The sequence below is a fragment of the Pyxidicoccus caerfyrddinensis genome (assembly GCF_010894405.1).
Classification (GTDB): Bacteria; Myxococcota; Myxococcia; order Myxococcales; family Myxococcaceae; genus Myxococcus; species Myxococcus caerfyrddinensis.
On the sequence record NZ_JAAIYA010000007.1, the window covers coordinates 395,054 to 412,635 of the forward strand.

The window sequence follows — 17,582 nt, forward strand, 5'->3', positions numbered from 1 at the left end:
GAGCTGGACGGCACTTGACCAGATGCGGCGCCAGCGGTCAGCCGAACTCCACCACCCGCATGCCGAACAGCCGGTCCACCGCGTGCAGCAGGTCGTCGTTCACCTGCACCTTGATGGACGTGTTGCCGATGAGCGCTTCGCCTTCGCCCTGGAAGAGCACGCTGACGGCCACCGGCGTGGCGCCCGCGTACTTCTTCGCCAGCTCGTGCAGCTTCGCCACCCGCTCCTCGGTGAGCAGGTCCGCGGGCACGCGCAACTCCAGCCGCTTCGTGCGCTTCTCGCGCACCGACTTGAGGCTCTGGATGTCGTCCACGATGAGCTCCGGCGTGGGCGACTCCTCGTCGCGCTGGCTGATCTGCACCGTACCCGTCACCAGGATGGGGTCGTCCGACTTGAGCAGGTGCTCCCAGTTCTCGAAGCCCGGCTTGGGCCCCTGCTTGGACCACTTGCCGTCCCGGCCCATGACGTTGCGCGTGCCGTCCTTGCCCGGGAAGCACACCAGCTCAATCGAGCCGGACAGGTCTTCAATCGTCACCCACGCCATGCGCTTGCCCGTCTTCGTGGGCCGCTCGCGCAGCACCGTGACGACGCCGGCCACCGTGAGCTTGTCGTCCTTGCGCGCCCGCTGCACCGCCGTAATCGGCTTCGCGTAGCGCTTCAGCTCCTTGTCGTACGCGTGCAGCGGATGGCCGGACACGTAGAAGCCGATGGCCTCCTTCTCCAGGGCCAGCCGCTCCTTCTCCGTCCACTCCTCCACCGCGACGTACTCGTCCTTCATCCCGCCACCGCCACCGCCCGAGGCCGGGCCGGCCAGCATGCCGAACAGCGAGCTCTGCCCCGCGGCCTTGTCCTTCTGGCTCGCCGAGCCGCGGTTCATCGCCTTCTCAATCGTGTCGAAGATCTGCCGGCGCGGGCGCTTCTCGAAGTCGAAGGAGCCCGCCTTCACCAGCGCCTCCAGCACCTTCCGGTTGACCTTGCGGCCGTCCACGCGCTCGCAGAAGTCGAAGAGGCTCTTGAAGGGGCCGTCCTTGCGCGCCTCCAGAATCGACTCAATCGCGCCCTCGCCCACGCCCTTGATGGCGCCGAGGCCGAAGCGGATCTTCCCCAACACCGCGCCGAAGTGCAGGTCCGACTGATTCACATCCGGCGGCAGCACCGCGAGGCCCGACTCGCGCGCCTCGCTGATGTGCTTCACCACCTTGTCGGTGTTGTCCTTCTCGCTGGAGAGAAGGGCCGCCATGAACTCGCACGGGTAATGCGCCTTCAGCCACGCCGTGTGGATGGTGACGAGGCCGTACGCCGCCGAGTGGCTCTTGTTGAAGCCGTACTCGGCGAACTTCTCCATGAGGTCGAAGATTTCGCCGGCCACCTTCAGGTCGACGCTGTTCTTCGCGCAGCCTTCGAGGAAGCCGGCCCGCTCGGCCTGCATGACCTCGGCCTTCTTCTTCCCCATGGCGCGGCGAAGCAGGTCGGCGCGGCCCAGGGTGTAGCCACCCAGGACCTGCGAGATCTGCATCACCTGCTCCTGGTACACGATGACGCCGTACGTGTCCTTGAGCACCGGCTCCAGCGCGGGGTGCGGGTACGACACCTTCTCCCGGCCGTGCTTGCGGTTGATGAAGACGTCCACCATGCCGGAGTCCAGCGGACCCGGGCGGTAGAGCGCGCCGGCGGCGATGACGTCTTCGAAGCAGTTCGGCTTGAGCTTCACGACCATTTCCGTGAAGCCGCTCGACTCCATCTGGAAGACGCCGGCCGTGTCGCCCTTGGCCATCAGCTCCCAGACCTTGTCGTCGTTGAGCGGAATCTCGTGCCGGGGGATGTCCTTTTCGTGGTTGCGCTTCACCAGATCCAGCGCGTGCTGGATGACGGTGAGCGTCTTCAGGCCGAGGAAGTCGAACTTCACCAGGCCCGCCGCCTCCACCTCGTCCTTGGCGAACTGGGTGATGAGCGTCTTCTCACCCGGCGGCTGGTAGACGGGCACGAACTCCCACAGCGGCTTGTCGGCAATCACCACGCCGGCCGCGTGCATGCCGGGCTGGCGGTGCAGGCCCTCCAGCGCGAGCGCGATTTCCAGCACGTCCTTGGTGGTGACGGGCCGGCCCTCCACCTCGCCGAGGTTGGTGGGCGTCTCCATCATCTCCTTGAGGCGAGGCTCCATCTCGATGGCCTCCTTCAAGGTGATGTTGAGGACCTCGGGCACCAGCTTGGCGATGCGGTCACCCTCGCTGAACGGCAGCGCGAAGACGCGGCACACGTCGCGCAGCACGCTCTTCGCCTTGAGCGAGCCGAAGGTGATGATCTGCCCCACGTTCATCTCGCCGTACTTGCGGCCGACGTACTTGATGACCTCGTCGCGGCGGTCCTGGCAGAAGTCGATATCGAAGTCCGGCATCGACACGCGCTCCGGATTCAGGAAGCGCTCGAACAGGAGGTTGTACGGAATGGGGTCCACGTCGGTGATGCGCAGCGCATAGGCCACGAGGCTGCCGGCGCCCGAGCCACGGCCCGGCCCCACGGGGATGTTCTGCTTCTTCGCCCAGTTGATGAAGTCCTGGACGATGAGGAAGTAGCCGCTGAACCCCATCTTCTGGATGACGCCAATCTCCAGCTTCAGGCGGTCCAGGTACACCTCGCGGTCGATGGGGTACGTGACGGTGGCGGCCAGCTCCTGGAAGCGCTCGCGCAGGCCCTCGTAGGCCAGCTCCGCCATGAAGCTGTCCGGGGTGTGGCTGTCGGGCACCTTGAACGTGGGCAGCATGGGCTTGCCCAGCTTCAGCTCCAGGTTGCACTGCTCGGCGATGCGCTGGGTGTTGTGGACGGCCTCGGGGATGTCCTTGAAGGCCTCCAGCATCTCCGCGGGGCTCGTGACGTAGAGCTTGTCCGTGGAGTGCTTCATGCGCTTGCCGTCCGCCAGCGTCTTGCCGCTGGCGATGCACATGAGCAGCTCGTGTGCGCGCGCGTCCTCGCGCTTGATGTAGTGCGCGTCCGCGGTGGCGCACAGCGGGATGTCCATGTCCCGCGAGAGCTGCTTGAGGTTCTCGTTGGCCTTTTCCTGCTCGGGCATCCCGTTGGACTGCACCTCGAGGAAGAAGTGCCCGGGATCGAAGATGTCCTTGTACTCCTGCGCGGCGCGGCGGGCGTGGTCCATGTCGCCGCGGAAGCACGCGCTCGTCACTTCACCGCCGAGGCACGCGGTGAGGGCGAAGAGCCCCTTGCTGTGCTCGGCCAGCACCTTCTTGTCGATGCGGGGGTGGTAGTAGAAGCCCTGCATGTACGCGGTGGAGGAGAGGTAGCGGAGGTTCGCGTAGCCCTCCGCGTTCTTCGCCACGAGGATGAGGTGGTGGGACACCTTCTCCGAGCGGTCCTCACGACCCTTGGGGCCCGCGACGTAGGCCTCCATGCCGAGGATGGGCTTGATGCCGGCGTCCTTGGCCTTCTTGTAGAAGTCGATGGCGCCAAACATGTTGCCGTGGTCCGTCACGGCAACGCTGGTCATCCCCTTCTCCTTCACCGTCTTGATGAGGTCCTTCATCCGAATCGCCCCATCGAGGAGCGAATAGAGCGTGTGCAGGTGGAGGTGGGTGAAAGACATGGGCTCGTGCCACTCCAGGAGGAGAGATGCTGAACACTAGGGCCGCGCTCCCCTGCTCGCCAGTCCAGTATCGAGACTCTGGAGGTAGGCGACGGCGGAGCCGATAAATCGGCCCTGGAGCCTCTTCTGCCATGGGCGGAAGCGGGGGCGAAGAAAGTAACGACGCGGCCCTGCTGGCGCCCGTTACCGTGCCGCCGTCCAGGCGGCCTCCGCTGCGATTTCGGGGTGTTGCGAGGCCTCCTGCCGGGCGGCCGGGCAGGCCCGGGTGTCAGTCCGGGTGTCGGCCCGGCACCCTTCACACTTCTTCACGCCCCGTACAGGCCCACGAAACGGGCGACCGGCACATTGAGCACTGTCGACAACCCCTGCCGGGCCCGCTGGGCCCCGGAGACAGTGCCATGATGAAGAAGCTCGCCATTGCCGGTTCCGCCGTCCTCGCCGTCGTCCTCCTCAGTGGCTTCGCCTTCCGCGGCGGCCATGGCTGGGGCCACAACCCCGAGCGCATCAAGCAGATGGTGACCTGGCGGCTGAACGACAAGCTGGAGGACCTGGACGCCACCGACGCCCAGCGCCAGTCCATCAACGCCGTGAAGGACCGCCTGTTCGACGACGGCGTGCAGCTCATGGAGGAGCAGCACTCGGCGCGCGATGAGGCCTTCGCCCAGCTGGCGTCGGACGCCCCGGACGCGCAGAAGCTGCACTCGCTGGTGGATGCCCGCATCGACGCCATGCGCGCCTTCGCCCACAAGATGACGGATGCCGCGCTGGAGGTGCACGGCACGCTGACGCCGGAGCAGCGCAAGGAGCTGGCCACCGAGTTCCGTGAGCGCACGGGCGTGAAGTGAACGCCCGGACGGGCCCGCCCCTGAAGGCGGGCCCGTGCGCCGTGGGGCACTGAACGCCCCGGCCCTGTACGGAGGTGGGAATGGGTGGGCGGCAAGATGCGCCACGGCTAGTTTCAAGTCCGTGAACTACACCGACTACGCCCAGCGCATCCGCTCCTTCGTGACGCTCGCGGAGGTCGCCGAGTACGGCCGCGTCACGGAAGGCGGCCTCGAGTACCCGCTCTTCCGGCTCACCGTGCCGGGCGAACGTTGGCTGGTCATCACCTCCGGCTTCCATGGGGAGGAGCCCGCCGGCCCGCTGACGCTGGCCGAGCACTTCCCGGAGGTGGTGGCCTACGCGCGCGAGCGCGGCGTGGGGCTGCGCGTCTACCCGTGCATCAACCCCTCCGGCTTCGAGGACGGCACCCGCTACAACCGCAGCGGTGAGAAACCCAACAACGACTTCATGCGCTACGAGGTGACACCCGGCGAGTGGAAGGGCGAGCTGAACCGCCCGCAGCCCATCCTCCGTTGGGTGCTGTTCGACGGCGGCCCGAAGGAGACGCGCGCGGTGCGCTCGGACCTGGCGCGCTTCCCGCCGCCGCACGCCGCGCTCGACATCCACCAGGACAACTACCTGGGGGGTGAAGCGACGTACGCGTACACCTTCGGGAACAAGGCCGCCTATCGGCCCATCGTGGACGCGGCGGCGCGCCACGTCACCGTGGTGCGCAACCAGAAGGTGGACGAGGTCAACGTCACCGACGCGGACGGCCTCATCGAGTACCACGATGGCAGCGTCACCGACTGGTACATGCGCCAGGGCGTCCCCTACGCGGCGACGTTGGAGACCACGACGCCCGCGCCGCTGGCGAAGTGCCACGCCGTGAATCTCATCTGGATTCGCGGCTTCATCGACCTGGCGGCGCGCGGAGGCCGGTGACGCCGTGACATGCTGGGGACCTCATCTGGAGCGCGGCCCCGTGGGCCCCGCGAGGAGGTTCCATGGAGCGTCGCCCCCTGGGAAGGACGGGACTGCATGTGTCCGTGCTCGGCTTTGGCGCGGGGCACGTGGGCAGTCCAGACCTCGCGGAGACGGACGCCGCCGCGCTGCTGCACGGTGTGCTGGACTCGGGCATCAACCTCGTCGACACGGCGCCCGGCTATGGACTGTCGGAGGAGCGCATCGGCCGGCACCTGCACGGCCGCCGCTCCGAGTTCGTCCTCTCCACCAAGTGCGGTTACGGCGTGCCCGGCGTGGAGGACTGGACGCCCGAGTGCATCACCCGCGGCGTGGACCTGGCCCTCCAGCGGCTGCGCACCGACGTGCTCGACGTGGTGCACTTCCACTCGTGCCCCGTGGAGGTGCTCCAGCGGCCCGGGTTGATTGAGGCCCTGGTGCGCGCCGTGGAGGCGGGCAAGGTGCGCGCCGCCGCGTACTCCGGGGACAACGCCGCGCTGGAGTATGCGCTGGGCACGGGCGCCTTCACCGTGGTGCAGACCTCCGTCAATCTCTTCGACCAGCGCGCCATCGACCGGGGCGTGGCATGGGCCCGGGAGAAGGGCGTGGGTGTCATCGCCAAGCGGCCCCTGGGCAACACGCCCTGGCGCTTCCACGAGCGTCCCAGCGCGCATGACATCGGTGAGTACTGGCACCGGATGAGCACCATGGCACTGGACTCGCGCGGCCTGGACTGGAGCGAGCTGGCGCTGCGCTTCGCCGCCCACGTGCCCGGCGTGTCCACCTGCATCGTGGGCACGGGACGACTGGACAACCTGCGGCGCAACCTGCGCACGCTGGAGCAGGGCCCGCTGCCCGCGGACTTCGTCGACGCCATTCGCGACGCCTTCCGCCGGAATGACCACGGCTGGGACGGGATGATTTGAGACGGCGCAGCCTCCCTCCGCGCGCACATCGCGGAGGGAGGCCGGACTCAGCCCGGACTCAGCGCGACGCGCGCCTGCGCCGCAGGGCCAGGCCCGCGAGCGCGAGCAGGGCCAGCGGGAGGGCGGCCGCCCCCGTGACGCCGCAGCCACCGCTGGGCTCGTTCCTCACCACGGCGGGCACGCCCTCGTCCGGAGCCGGGACTGGCGGCGACGTGGCGTCCTCCACCACACCCGGAGGCCCGTCTCCCTCGCGCGGCGCCGCGGCGTCGCCGTCCTCCCGAGTCGCATCATCCCGCTCGGAGCTCCCCATGCGGTCCAGCAGCGAGGCCGTGAGCACCTCGACCTCGGGCTCGGGCGCAACCGCCGTCGCGGACGAGCCGGCGACCACCGTGTGCCGCAGCACGCGGAAGTCACTGTCCTCGATGACCGTCCGCACCGACGCCCGGCCGATGTCGTTGATGGCCGGGGCCCCGGTGCGGAAGACATAGCGGTCGGCAATCCGAATCTCGCTCCCTCCCGGCGGGCGGACCCAGACGCTGTAGCGCTGCGCCGGCAGGTCCACGAGGATGCGCACGTGGTACGTCTGCCCCGAGACGTACGGCACCCGCGTGAGCGTCGAGTAGCCGCCTCCGTTGCGCACGTCGAAGTAGCCATCCGTGTTCATGCGCACCGTCAGCGGCTGGCTTCCGTACCCGGCAATCTCCGTGGAGCTGTCCGCGTAGCCCACCGTGCCGTCCTGCGGGAAGGCGCGCGGATTGATGTCGAACTCGATGGTGCGCACGCCGGTGTTCGTGGTGCCGAGCAAATGCTGGCTCTGGAAGAAGGACGTCTTCGAGTACCAGGGGTACGGCGGCTTCGGGTTGAAGCGCAGCACCGCCTCCAGGAAGTAGTAGTCGCCGTAGATGAGCGTGGTGTTGATTTCCCGCCCCGCCGGGAAGTTCCCCACGCCGTGCAGCAGCAGACCCGGGCTGTTGGTGCCCTCCGCGAAGTACGCGGGCGACACCAGCGAGTCGAGCATGCGCAGCGCCGCGTCGCGGTAGCGCGTCCTGCGGGTGGCATCCGTCTCCAGGGCGCTCAGCTCCAGCAGCCCGGAGGCGACGATGGCCGCCGCGGACGAGTCCTTCGACATGCTGGGCGCGTTGAAGTCCCAGTTGGGCACCATGTCCGCCGGCAGCCGGGCCAGGTACCAGTCCGACACCTTCCGCGCCGCGTCCAGCATCCGCACGTCCCCCGTGTACCGGTACACCATGGTGTAGCCGTTGATGAGCCACGCATGGCCGCGCGCCCACGTGGAGCTGGCCGAGTATCCCTGGAAGGTGCCCTTCGAGCGGATGGCCCCCGTGGTGCGGCTGTAGTCCACGTAGTGGAACGAGCTGCCATCCGGCCGCACCGCGTCCTGCAGCGTCCGGAGCGCGTGGTTGACGGCCATCGTCCTCCACTCCGGGCGGCCGCCGTTCTGCGACGCCCACAGCAGCAGCTCCAGGTTCATCATCGTGTCGGTGACGAGCGGCACCTGCCAGGCGGAGTTCCAGTCGCAGCAGCTGATGATGCCCACCTGCGAGTTGTACCGGGACGCGAGCGACGCGGCGGCCGTGAGCAGGACGTCGCGGTAGTACGTGTCACCCGTGAGCCGGTACGCGTTGCCGAAGCTGAGGAAGAGCTTGAAGCCCAGGTCGTGCGTCTGCCGGTTCGTCTTCTGCAGCTCCAGCGCGCGCGTCCAGCGGTCCGCGCGGTCCCTCCACAGGGGCTCGCCGGCCACCTGGAACATGAACCACATGCTTCCGGGGAAGAAGCCCTGCGTCCACTCGATGAGGTCCGTGTTGGGCTCCCGGCTCCACGTCCCGTCCGACAGGCCCGCCTTGGGCGACCACGTCGAGTCCGGCATCTCCCGCGTGGTGTCCGCGAGCTGGCTGCGCGCGAAGCCAATCACCTTCACCGCGTCCGTGTCGCTGAAGGCCTCCGCCCGAGGCACCAGCGCCAGCATTCCCAGACACAGCACCGCGACAAATCGTTTCACATACGGACTGGATGTCATGCGTCCCCCTCCCATACGACCCCGGCAAGGTGACGGCGTACGCACGGTGCGGCCAGGGACACACCCTGACGAACCGTCCGGCTGCTCGGTCTACGAAGTGGCGGGCACCTGGATGGGGCGCATTCCAGGCCGATGTGAAGTCCGGCTCCGTGACTTCTTCCGGACTCCAGGGACGAGGGTCCCCGGGCCCGTGTCAGGGATTGTCACGATGTCGTCGGCCTGACAGCTGGCACTGGCCGCCTGGCCGGCCTACCGCGACGCGGCCACCACGCGGGACCACATGGTGAGCAGGTTACGGACGACGGGCCCTTCGGGCACCTCCGCGACTGGCGGCACGTCCACCTGGATGCCGTGCGACGCGAGCCGCGTGAAGGGGTTGCTCGCGTCCTGCGTCTTCAGCGGCACCGCCGGGTCCGCGGGCCGGAAGCCGAAGGTCAGCGCGCGCTCCTGCACGGGCCGGCTGCGCAGGTAGCGCAGCCACTCCAGCGCCGCCGCCTTCTGCTTCGGCGTCACCCAGTCCCCTTGCAGCACCGCCGCGGGGTGGTCGCTCCACAGCGTGAGGGCCGGGTAGTAGACCTTCAGGTTGCCCCAGCGGCCCTGCGCGTTGGCAATCTGCGAAATCGCCAGGTTCTCGTACACCACGGCGATGTCGTACTTGGACGGGCCGAAGCGAACCATGTCCGTCATGAAGGTGCCGGTGGACGTCTCGAAGCGGGTGACGCCCTTCTCGAGTTGCTTCATCCACTCCTGGTACTTCGGGTCCAGCAAGTCCCCCACCGTCAGCCCGCTGCGCTTGTTGTAGTACTCCAGCGTCGCCAGCAGCAGCGCCTGGAGGCCGGAGTTGGAGCGCGTCGGGTCCGTGTGGCCCAGCTTCACGAAGCCCCACTCCGGCTTGCCGCCAATGGCGGGCCAGCCCTGGTCGCTGGCCACCGCCTTGTGGATGGCCTTCCACGACACGGTCTTCCCCTCGTTGGCCTTCTGCAGCACCTCCGCCCGGTCCTCCCACACGACGAAGACGAGCGGCGTAATCACCAGCGGCTGCGGCGCGCCCTCGCCGTCGGTGGCGAAGAGCGGCCCGCGCGAGGGGTCGGTGGCCCAGTCCGACTCCAGCATGCGCAGCACCGCGCTGTCCGCGGGGCTCCACACGGTGGGCTTCTCGCGGCCGTCGAGGATGGCCTGCGCCGCGTCCAGCGAGCCCTTGCCCACGAGGTTGACCTTGATGTCCGGGTGCTCGCGCTGGAACGACGCCGCGGCGGACTCCACCCAGTCCTTCTTCTCCGTGCTGTAGAGGAAGGAGATTTCCGTCACCTCACCGCGCGCGGCCGGCTCGGAGCCCTGAGGGGCGGTGCCGCCCTGGGGCCCCACGCCTCGCTGGGAGGTCAGATAGAAGACCCCGCCGACCGCGGCGAGGAACCCGATGATGATGAGGACCTTGGGCTTCATGTGCCGACTCGCACCTCATGGAAGGACTTCAGGGTCTCCTCGAAGGCGCCGAGCTCTCCATTCATCCGGCCCAGCTCCTCGTTGAGGTCCCCGTACATGCTCTCCGTGGCCTGCGCATCCAGCGCGTGCAGGCGCATCACCTTCGCGGGCAGCCCCTGGTACGTGGCGGCGATGCGCGACAGGTTGGCGAGCACCCGCTCGCGCGCCGCGTCGATGTCCACCAGGGCCGACAGCTGCTCCTCGCGGGCCGCGCGGGCGCTCTCGTACTGGGCCCGCGCCTCCGCGTCGCGCGTGCCCGCCGCCTGCTGCGCGGCCAGGCGGAGCTGCTCGCGCACCGCCCCCGGGTCCACCTGGCCCAGGAAGCGCGCCAGCTCCTCGCCCCGCACCGCCAGCCGGGCCGCGCGCCCCTCCAGCTCGTGCAGCGAGGAGAGCACCAGCTCCAGGTGCGAGCGCACCGACTCCGGCGCCTCCTTCAGCGTGCGCTCCAACTGGGCGCGCGCGGCGGCGATGGCCCGCACCGCGTCGCGCACGCGGGCGTCTCGCAGCGAGTCCGCGTCGGGCAGGCGGGCGGAGACCTCCTCCTTCGAGTTTCCGCTGAGCGTCTCGCGCCAGAAGCCGGGCGTGGCCAGGTCCCACGCCACCAGCGCCGCGTAGGCCACACCGCCCAGCGCCAGCACGGGCCACGAGTGGAGCGCCGCCGCGCTCAGCGCCCCGGCCCCCGCCACCGTCAGGTTGACGGCGCCTGCCGCCGAGCGCGCCAGCACGCGGGGGAAGTGCCGCACCAGCGCGGACTCACGCTCGGCCATTGCGTTCCCTGTCTCGTGCGCCGCCGGCCATGTCCGTCCCGTGCCCTTGCCCGTCCTAGAAGAACGACGCCATGTCCCGGTACACCTGGACGATGTCCTCGACGCTGCCCTTCGCGCTGGAGCCCTTGCCCGCCTCCGCGATGCCGTCCAGCACCCCGCCCTCCGCGCCGTCGCCGTAGGCGATGGTGAAGACGCGCACCGCGGCGTCCTGCTCGTCGCTGGAGCCAAGGCCCTGCTTGAGCTGGGCGAGCGTGAGGGTGCTGCTCTCATCGCGCCCGTCCGTCATCACCATGACGGCGTGGATGCGGCCCGGGGACTGCCGCGCGCGGGCCAGCGCCGCCTTGTAGGCGGCGTCGGTGGCGCCGTACAGCGCGGTGCCTCCCGAGGCGATGGTGTTGTCGATGCGGCTGGCCAGCTCCGCGCGGCCCTGGGCGTCCAGCGCGAGGGGGCCCACCGGCTGATAGACGTTGTTGTCGAAGAACAGCAGCGTCACCTCGTCCCGGTCCGACAGCGTCTCCAGGAAGCGCTTCGCGCCGACCTTCGCCTCGGCGAGCGGGCGGCCCTGCATGCTGCCGGACTTGTCGAAGACGAAGATGACGTCGGTGGGCTTCTTCGTCTGGCGCCACACCGCGAGCAACTTCTCCAGCACGTCCGCCTCCGGCACCTCCAGCAGCGTCTGCGGCTGCTTCGGGTCCGCGCCATGCGCCGCGTCCACCGGCGCGCCAATGGACACGGCCGGGTCCGCCGGACGGAAGCCCAGCGCCAGCGCGCGCTCCTGCGCGGGGCGGCCCTTGAGGAAGCCCAGGAAGGCGTCCGCGGCCTCGCGCTCCTCGGGGCCCACCCACTCCGCGTCCAGCGTCGCGTAGGGGTGGTCCGACCAGAAGGTGCCCTCCACGGGGTAGATGGACACCAGCGGGAAGGGCGCATCCGTCTGCTTCCCGTACGACTCGATGACGAGGTTCTCGTAGAGCACCGCGGCGGAGATGTAGCCCGGGCCGCGCTGGAGCATCTTGTCCGCGAAGAAGCCGGTGGACTTGCCGTAGTGCACCACCGTGCCCTCAATCTGCTGGAGCAACTCCAGCGTCTTCGGCGACTCCACGTCCGCGGCGCGCAGCCCGCGCGTCTTGGCCGCGCCCGCGTACGCCTCGGCGAGCACCGACAGCAGGCCGGAGTTGGAGAACTCGGGGTGGGTGTGGCCCAGCTTGAAGCGGCCCCACTCGGCATGGCCGTAGGCGGACCAGCCCTGGGGGTTCGCGGCCACCTTCATCAGGTCCGCCCAACCAATGGGCTTGCCGGGCCAGCCGAGCGCCTCCGCCATGGGCTTCCACATGGCGATGACGATGGGGGACAGGAGCACCGGCTCGCCCGGCCCCACCACCGGCTGCGTGCGACCGGTGCCCTGCATCCACGCGCTGTTGAGCAGGGGCAGGTAGGCGCTGGAGGCGGGGCTGTAGACGTGGGCCTTCAGCCGGCCGGAGACGATTTCCTGCACCGCCTCGCCCGAGCCCATGGCCTTGCCCTCGACGCGGATGGGGCGGCCGGACTTCGTGGTGGCGCCGCTGGCCTCGAAGGCGCGCGCCTGCTCCTCCAGCCAGGTCTTCTTCTCGCTGCCGTAGGCGACGGTGAGCACCACCGCGTTGGCGGGCTTCGCGGCCGCACGGCCGGTGGAGCCCGTCTCACCCGACGAGCCACCACCACCGCACTTGCAGGCCGCCAGCAGTGCCAGCGCGAGACATCCCAGTTGAAGCTTCCACATCGGCGGGTTCTCCCCCTGCGGCGTCGGTCACCACTGTGAAACGTCCCGACGTCACACCACAAGGAGCCCCACCTCTAGCTCACCTCGTCTTTGCACCCCTGTCACAGCAACGTCACGAAAGGGGCCTGCCCGCTTATGGGGCGTAGGTGACCACGACGTGGTTGCCCGTCACCATGAGGCGGCGCGGCGCGGCACCGCTGGCCTGGAGCGTCATGTCGAACACCAGCGGCAGGCGCAGCGCCTTGTTGTTCATCTCGCTCTGGAGGCGGCTCTCCGCGCTGGAGTCGCGCTTCGCCTTGAGGCGGATGTCGGTGGCCTGGGCGCGGGCCAGCACCCGGGCGCCGTCCAGCGTGAGCTGCACCTCCAGGTCGGCGATGGCGCCCTTGGTGACGGCCTGCTCGAAGTCCTTCACCTGGCCCTTCGCGAAGGACGGCACGCTGCCGGTGTATTTGATTTTCTCGCCGCGCATGTGCGCCTTGCAGCGCAGCCGGTTGCGGGAGAGGAACTGGAAGTCCGTCACGCGCTCCACGACGATTTCGCCCTGGAGCTTGCTGTTGAAGTCGCGGCCGGGCATCCGGTACGGCACCATCTGCGTCGCCATCCGGTCCAGCGCCTCGGGCGTGAAGTAGAGCGAGAAGGCCCCGTTCGCCTTCGCCGGGGACTGCAGCTCCTCGAGGTACGCGGCGGAGGCCTGCACGGCATTGTCGGCGGCCTGCACCTCGCGGGTGAGCTGCCCGTTCTCGTCCTTCAGTGCCTTCATCCGGACGCGCGGGTCCGCGGCGCAGCCCCCGAGCAGCACGGCGGCGGTGAGCAGCCCCCACGCGGCGCACAGCTTCGTTCGCGCGCTCATTGCGGGGACACCTGGCAGTTGCCCGGGGACACCTTCCAGCCTCCGTTGGTGCGGGCGGCGGAGAAGCTCGGCGTCATCTGGAAGGCGCGGTGGCTCAGCTTCACCTTCGAGTGGACGGTGCCGGAGCGCGGCTGGCCCTTCGCGGGAGCGCTAGCGGGGGTGACGCCCGCGCAGTCCAGTCCGCGCAGCCCGGCGGCGGCCTCCGCCTGGGTGGTGGCGGCGAAGGACTGCTCGATTTCCGCCTGCTTGCGGCGCAGCTCCTCGCGCAGTGCCTGGTTGCGTGCTTCCAGCTCCTGCGCGGCGGAGTCCGTCGTGTTGCCTCCGCGCGTCGCGCCGCTCTCGGAGGCACAGCCTGCCGCCAGCAGCAGCAACGCCGCCAGCAGCCCTCGTGGGGTGGTGCTCGTCATGCACCCCACGGTAGCACCGCCGGCTCAGGCCTCCAGGCGGGCCAGTCGCTTGGACAGGTGCGCGTCGCTCCCGGCGTCCACGCCCTTCACCCAGGCCGCCAGCGAACCACCCGCGGAGGTCAGGTGTGACTCCACGTGGGGCCGCAGCTCCGCCCAGCGCTTCGCCCAGCCCTCCTCGGACAGGCCGCCAGTGAGGCCCGGGCGCTCGGCCAGCAACATGCCCAGGCGCAGCGCCAGCTCGGGCTCGCCCAGGGACGCGGCCTGCTGGGAGACGGCGGTGGCGGCGGGGGCGGCCGGTGCCGTGGCGCGCCGCCAGACCTCGGTGGCACGGATGAAGGCCGCCACGTCCACCGCGCCCAGCAGCGACAGCGCGTGCCGCAGCGGCAGGCGGCCCTCCTTCGGCGGCGCCACCACGCGCTCCATCAGCGCGGTGAAGGTGGCCCCGAGCTCCGGGTGCGCCGCCGGGTCCACGCCGCCGAGCGCGCGCAGGGTACGACGGGCGCGACGGGCACGGGACGTCACCTCCCAGCTGCGCCACCCGAGCCGGGCGCGCAGGGCGGCGAGCGCGTCGGCGGCGGCCTTCACGGCCTCGGGCGTGGGGCTGGCGCGCGGCACGCGGCGGGGCAGCGGGGCCTTCTCGGGCTTCGGAGGCGGCGGGGGCGCGGCGGGGGTGGCCGCGGCGCCGGCCGTCACCTCGACGTAGCCCTCGCGCTGCTTCTCGGCGACTTTCTTCTCGTACTCGCGGCGGGCGGAGGCCTCGTCGGGGAACGCCTTCTCCTTGCGCTGGCCCGCGGTGCCGATGCGGCCGAACGTGACGGTGAAGGTGCTGCCCTTGAGCTCCGGCTCCCAGAACTTGGAGCTGCTGCCCTCGACGAACTCGAACCTGCGCATGGCGCTCCCTCCTCGGGCGACGGCGTCCGGCTCACGCTAACCTGCTTCAGGGAAGTCCGGTAAGGCTCAGGCTCGGCATTGCGATTCGGGAGGTGGGCCGGGGGTGCCCCGGTACGTGGAGCGGGACTTCTCGAAGTACCTGGAGTGCGGCGTGCTGGCGCACGGCTTTGCACGGGTGCGGTGCGAGGGCTGCGCCGTGGGCCTTCATCCATTCGACTGGAGGATTTGCGCAATCCCAGGGGGCCCGGTGTTGATAGAGAACTGCCCCGCTGGGCACCACCATGGCCGACGAACGCATCCTCGAGCTGTACCGCACCTACGGACCCTTCCTGTACGCCCGGTGCCGGCAAATCCTCGGTGACGAGGCCTCCGCCGCGGACGCGGCCCAGGAGACCTTCCTGCGCCTCCAGCAGCGCCTGGACCGGGCTTCGGATACCCAGCAGGCCCTCGCGTGGATCTACCGCGTGGCCACCAACTACTGTCTCAACCAAGTGAGAGACCGCGGCCGCCGCGCGGAGTCGATGGGCGACCTTCCCGAGGTCCCGGGCCGCGATATGGAGCGGCTCCTCGAGGACCATGACCTCGCCCGCCGCCTCATCTCCACCGCGACTCCCAAGGTGGCGGAGGTGGCCTGGCTCCACCACGCAGACGGAATGACCCAGGACGAGGTCGCCCAGGTGCTGGGCATCTCGCGACGCACGGTCGTCAACCGCCTCGCGGACTTCCAGCGCCATGCCGAAGCCTTCACCGAGAGAGGCCCATGATGGACCCCACCTCCGCTCATCTCTCCCCATTCACCCTCGATGCCTTCGCGCTGAACGCGCTGCCCCCTGACCGGCATGCGGCGGCTGTGAAGCACCTGGAGACCTGTGCCACCTGCCGGGCCCGCGCGGAGGAGCTCGCATCCCTGCGCCAGCACTTCACGACCCACGTCGTGCCGCACACCGCGGCCGCGCTCCGGCGCGCTCCCGCCTGGCACACTGCGTGGCGCTGGGCACTCCCCGCGCTGGCCGCCGTCTCCGCCACCGTGCTGATGCTGGTGCACCCGGTGGCACCGCCGGTGGCACCGGAGGAGGAGCCCGAGTATGGCGTGAAGGGCGCTCCGGTGCTCCAGGTCTTCGCCCATCGCGGCGAGCGCACCTGGCAGGTGCAGGATGGCGAAGTCCTCGCGGCGGGAGACCAGGTGCGCTTCCGGGTCGGCTCCGGTGGCCTGCCCTATGTCCTGCTGGTGTCCGTGGATGGGACCGGCCAGGTGAGCGCGTACCATCCCTTCGGTGCGGACCAGAGCGCCTCCATTCCGCAACAAGAGCTGGTCGAGCTCCCGGGCAGCGTGGTGCTGGACCCCGCCCCCGGCCCCGAGCGCCTCTTCGTCCTCTTCTCCCGCAAGCCCCTCTCCTTCGCCGCCGTGAAGCCAGCCCTTCACGAGCTCGCGGCCGGCGGTGCCCAGGCCATTCGCGCCCGCACCCGGATTCCCATTGCCGTCGCTGCCCAGGACTCCTTCCTCTTCGAGAAGGCCCGGGAGAAAACCCCGCCGTGACTCCGCTCGCTCGCAACCTCCTGTGCGTCCTCGTCATCCTCACGGCCCGCGGGCCCGCCCACGCCGAAACGCTGCGGCTGGCCGTGCTGGTGGGCAACAATGGCGGCAGCGGCGAGCGTCCCTCCCTGCGCTACGCGGAGAAGGACGCCGCCAAGCTCGCCGGAGTCCTGACCGAGCTGGGAGATGTGGCGCCGGAGAACCTCCACCTCCTGCAGGGACGCAACCTGGCCTCGGTGCGAGACGCGCTGGCCCAGGTGGCACGGCGCGTGTCCGCCGCGCGCGCGACACCCGACACCCGCGTGGTGGTGCTCTTCTACTTCTCCGGACACTCGGATGGGGCCTCGCTGGAGCTCGGTCGCGAGCGGCTGCCCTACGCGGACCTGCGGCGCTGGCTGGCGGAGACGCAGGCCGACGTGCGGGTGGCCATCGTCGACAGCTGCCGCAGTGGCGCCCTGTTGCGGCTCAAGGGAGGGCGTCCGGGGCCGGGCTTCGAGCTGCAATTGACAGACGAGCTCCACAGCACGGGCCAGGCACTGCTCAGCTCCAGCGCGGAGAATGAGATGGCGCTCGAGTCTCGCGAGGTGGGCGGCTCCTTCTTCACCCACCATCTGGTCTCCGGGCTGCGCGGAGCGGCGGACGTGTCGGGGGATGGGCTGGTGACGCTGGCGGAGGCCTATCAGTACGCCTATGCCCATACCGTTTCCGCGACGGCCGACGTGCTCCTGGGCGGACAGCACCCCGTCTATGACTATCAGCTCACGGGCAAGGGCGATTTCGTGCTCACCCAGCTCACCCGCCCGGGCGCGGTCCTGGAGCTGCCACCGGACTTCCAGCGTGTGCTGCTGCGTCGGCCGGGCCAGGGGCTGGTGCTGGCGGAGCTCGGCCCGGGGGCGGTGCCGCGGCTGGCCATCCCTTCAGGTGATTACGAGCTCCGGATGTGGAGGGGCGGCCAACAACACAGCGCGACCGTGAGCGCGCCCGCGGGCCAGGTGCGGCGCGTGCGCTGGGAGGAGCTCGACCTGGTGGCCCCGAGCGACACCGTGGCCAGAGCCAAGGGCTCCGAGACACCTTCCGCCCCCGTGCTCCCGGCGCTGCGCATCGCCCTGGGTGGAGGCATTCGAGACGCCGCGGCCAGGGGCCTGGGCCCCTTGCAGGCGTTGCGCGCAGAGGGGAGCGGCATGGCTCCGACCGGGCCCACGGTGGCCCTGGAGCTGGCCCGCGGCGTCCGTCCCGAGGGCCGCGAGTTCGCAGCGGCCCTGGTCGTGGGCTACCAGTGGGGCGCCCGGCGTGGCGCCTTCGAGGCCTCCGCGGGCCCGGAGGCGGGCGTGCAGTTCTTGCGGCAATCCTCGGAGGGACAGGTGGGCTGGACGCTCGCGCCATCGCTGGGCCCCGCCGCCGCGCTCTCCTGGTGGCTGTTTCCCCGGGTGGCCCTGCACGTGGGTGGCAGGGTGCCGCTGGCCATCATGCGTCGGGACGAAAAGCCGACCCTCGGTCTCTTCCCTGGCATGGACCTGGGGCTGAGGGTGGGACTCAGGTGAGGACCCTCCCGGC

14 protein-coding genes are annotated in these 17,582 nt (G+C 70.0%); 6 read left to right on the top strand and 8 right to left on the bottom strand.

The genetic code is table 11. The annotated features are described in order from the left end of the window. Positions 1-37: 37 nt before the first annotated feature. The gene (dnaE, locus tag G4D86_RS19335; protein WP_163995448.1) at positions 38-3,595 is read right to left on the bottom strand and encodes a DNA polymerase III subunit alpha; all 3,558 of its coding nucleotides are present in this window, start codon (positions 3,593-3,595) and stop codon (positions 38-40) included. Between the two features lie 398 nt (positions 3,596-3,993). Between dnaE and G4D86_RS19340 the strand changes: the two genes are divergently transcribed. The 3 genes from G4D86_RS19340 (at position 3,994) to G4D86_RS19350 (ending at position 6,306) form a co-directional block, all read left to right on the top strand. Further along, entirely contained in the window at positions 3,994-4,440 is a 447-nt protein-coding gene (locus tag G4D86_RS19340; RefSeq protein ID WP_163995449.1) for a Spy/CpxP family protein refolding chaperone, read from the top strand. 121 nt (positions 4,441-4,561) lie between these two features. After that, positions 4,562-5,362 (top strand): M14 family metallopeptidase, encoded by an 801-nt coding sequence (locus tag G4D86_RS19345; protein WP_163995450.1) that lies wholly within the window; start codon positions 4,562-4,564, stop codon positions 5,360-5,362. A gap of 62 nt (positions 5,363-5,424) precedes the next feature. Next, entirely contained in the window at positions 5,425-6,306 is an 882-nt protein-coding gene (locus G4D86_RS19350; protein WP_163995451.1) for an aldo/keto reductase, read from the top strand. 58 nt (positions 6,307-6,364) lie between these two features. Here G4D86_RS19350 and G4D86_RS19355 read toward each other — a convergent pair whose 3' ends face one another. The 7 genes from G4D86_RS19355 to G4D86_RS19385 all read right to left on the bottom strand — a co-directional run bounded on the left by G4D86_RS19355 (position 6,365) and on the right by G4D86_RS19385 (position 14,494). Beyond that, a complete protein-coding gene (locus G4D86_RS19355) occupies positions 6,365-8,341 on the bottom strand; it encodes a glycoside hydrolase family 88 protein (protein ID WP_240360342.1) in 1,977 nt (658 codons plus the stop codon). A 249-nt stretch (positions 8,342-8,590) separates the two neighbouring features. Beyond that, positions 8,591-9,784, bottom strand: coding sequence for a substrate-binding domain-containing protein (locus G4D86_RS19360; protein ID WP_163995452.1), 1,194 nt, complete (start codon positions 9,782-9,784; stop codon positions 8,591-8,593). Then, complete coding sequence (locus G4D86_RS19365) at positions 9,781-10,590, bottom strand: hypothetical protein (RefSeq protein WP_163995453.1); 810 nt, start codon at positions 10,588-10,590, stop codon at positions 9,781-9,783. The genes G4D86_RS19360 and G4D86_RS19365 overlap by 4 nt, the downstream gene beginning before the upstream one ends. A 55-nt stretch (positions 10,591-10,645) precedes the next feature. Continuing rightward, positions 10,646-12,346, bottom strand: coding sequence for a VWA domain-containing protein (locus G4D86_RS19370; RefSeq protein WP_163995454.1), 1,701 nt, complete (start codon positions 12,344-12,346; stop codon positions 10,646-10,648). A gap of 133 nt (positions 12,347-12,479) precedes the next feature. Next, a complete protein-coding gene (locus G4D86_RS19375; protein ID WP_163995455.1) occupies positions 12,480-13,196 on the bottom strand; it encodes a hypothetical protein in 717 nt (238 codons plus the stop codon). Beyond that, positions 13,193-13,603: a hypothetical protein gene (locus G4D86_RS19380; protein WP_163995456.1), complete on the bottom strand. Its 411-nt coding sequence runs from the start codon at positions 13,601-13,603 to the stop codon at positions 13,193-13,195. The genes G4D86_RS19375 and G4D86_RS19380 overlap by 4 nt, the downstream gene beginning before the upstream one ends. Before the next feature lie 24 nt (positions 13,604-13,627). After that, positions 13,628-14,494 carry a WGR domain-containing protein gene (locus tag G4D86_RS19385; RefSeq protein WP_163995457.1) on the bottom strand — a complete coding sequence of 289 codons (867 nt, stop codon included), beginning with the start codon at positions 14,492-14,494 and terminating at the stop codon, positions 13,628-13,630. A gap of 281 nt (positions 14,495-14,775) precedes the next feature. On the opposite strand from G4D86_RS19385, the gene G4D86_RS19390 reads away from it, so the two are divergent. The 3 genes from G4D86_RS19390 to G4D86_RS19400 are packed head-to-tail and all read left to right on the top strand — an operon-like array spanning position 14,776 to position 17,569. Further along, positions 14,776-15,258, top strand: coding sequence for an RNA polymerase sigma factor (locus tag G4D86_RS19390; RefSeq protein ID WP_163995458.1), 483 nt, complete (start codon positions 14,776-14,778; stop codon positions 15,256-15,258). Then, complete coding sequence (locus G4D86_RS19395) at positions 15,255-16,031, top strand: DUF4384 domain-containing protein (RefSeq protein WP_163995459.1); 777 nt, start codon at positions 15,255-15,257, stop codon at positions 16,029-16,031. Before G4D86_RS19390 ends, G4D86_RS19395 begins: the two co-directional genes overlap by 4 nt. Continuing rightward, entirely contained in the window at positions 16,028-17,569 is a 1,542-nt protein-coding gene (locus G4D86_RS19400; RefSeq protein WP_163995460.1) for a caspase family protein, read from the top strand. Before G4D86_RS19395 ends, G4D86_RS19400 begins: the two co-directional genes overlap by 4 nt. Positions 17,570-17,582 lie beyond the last annotated feature (13 nt).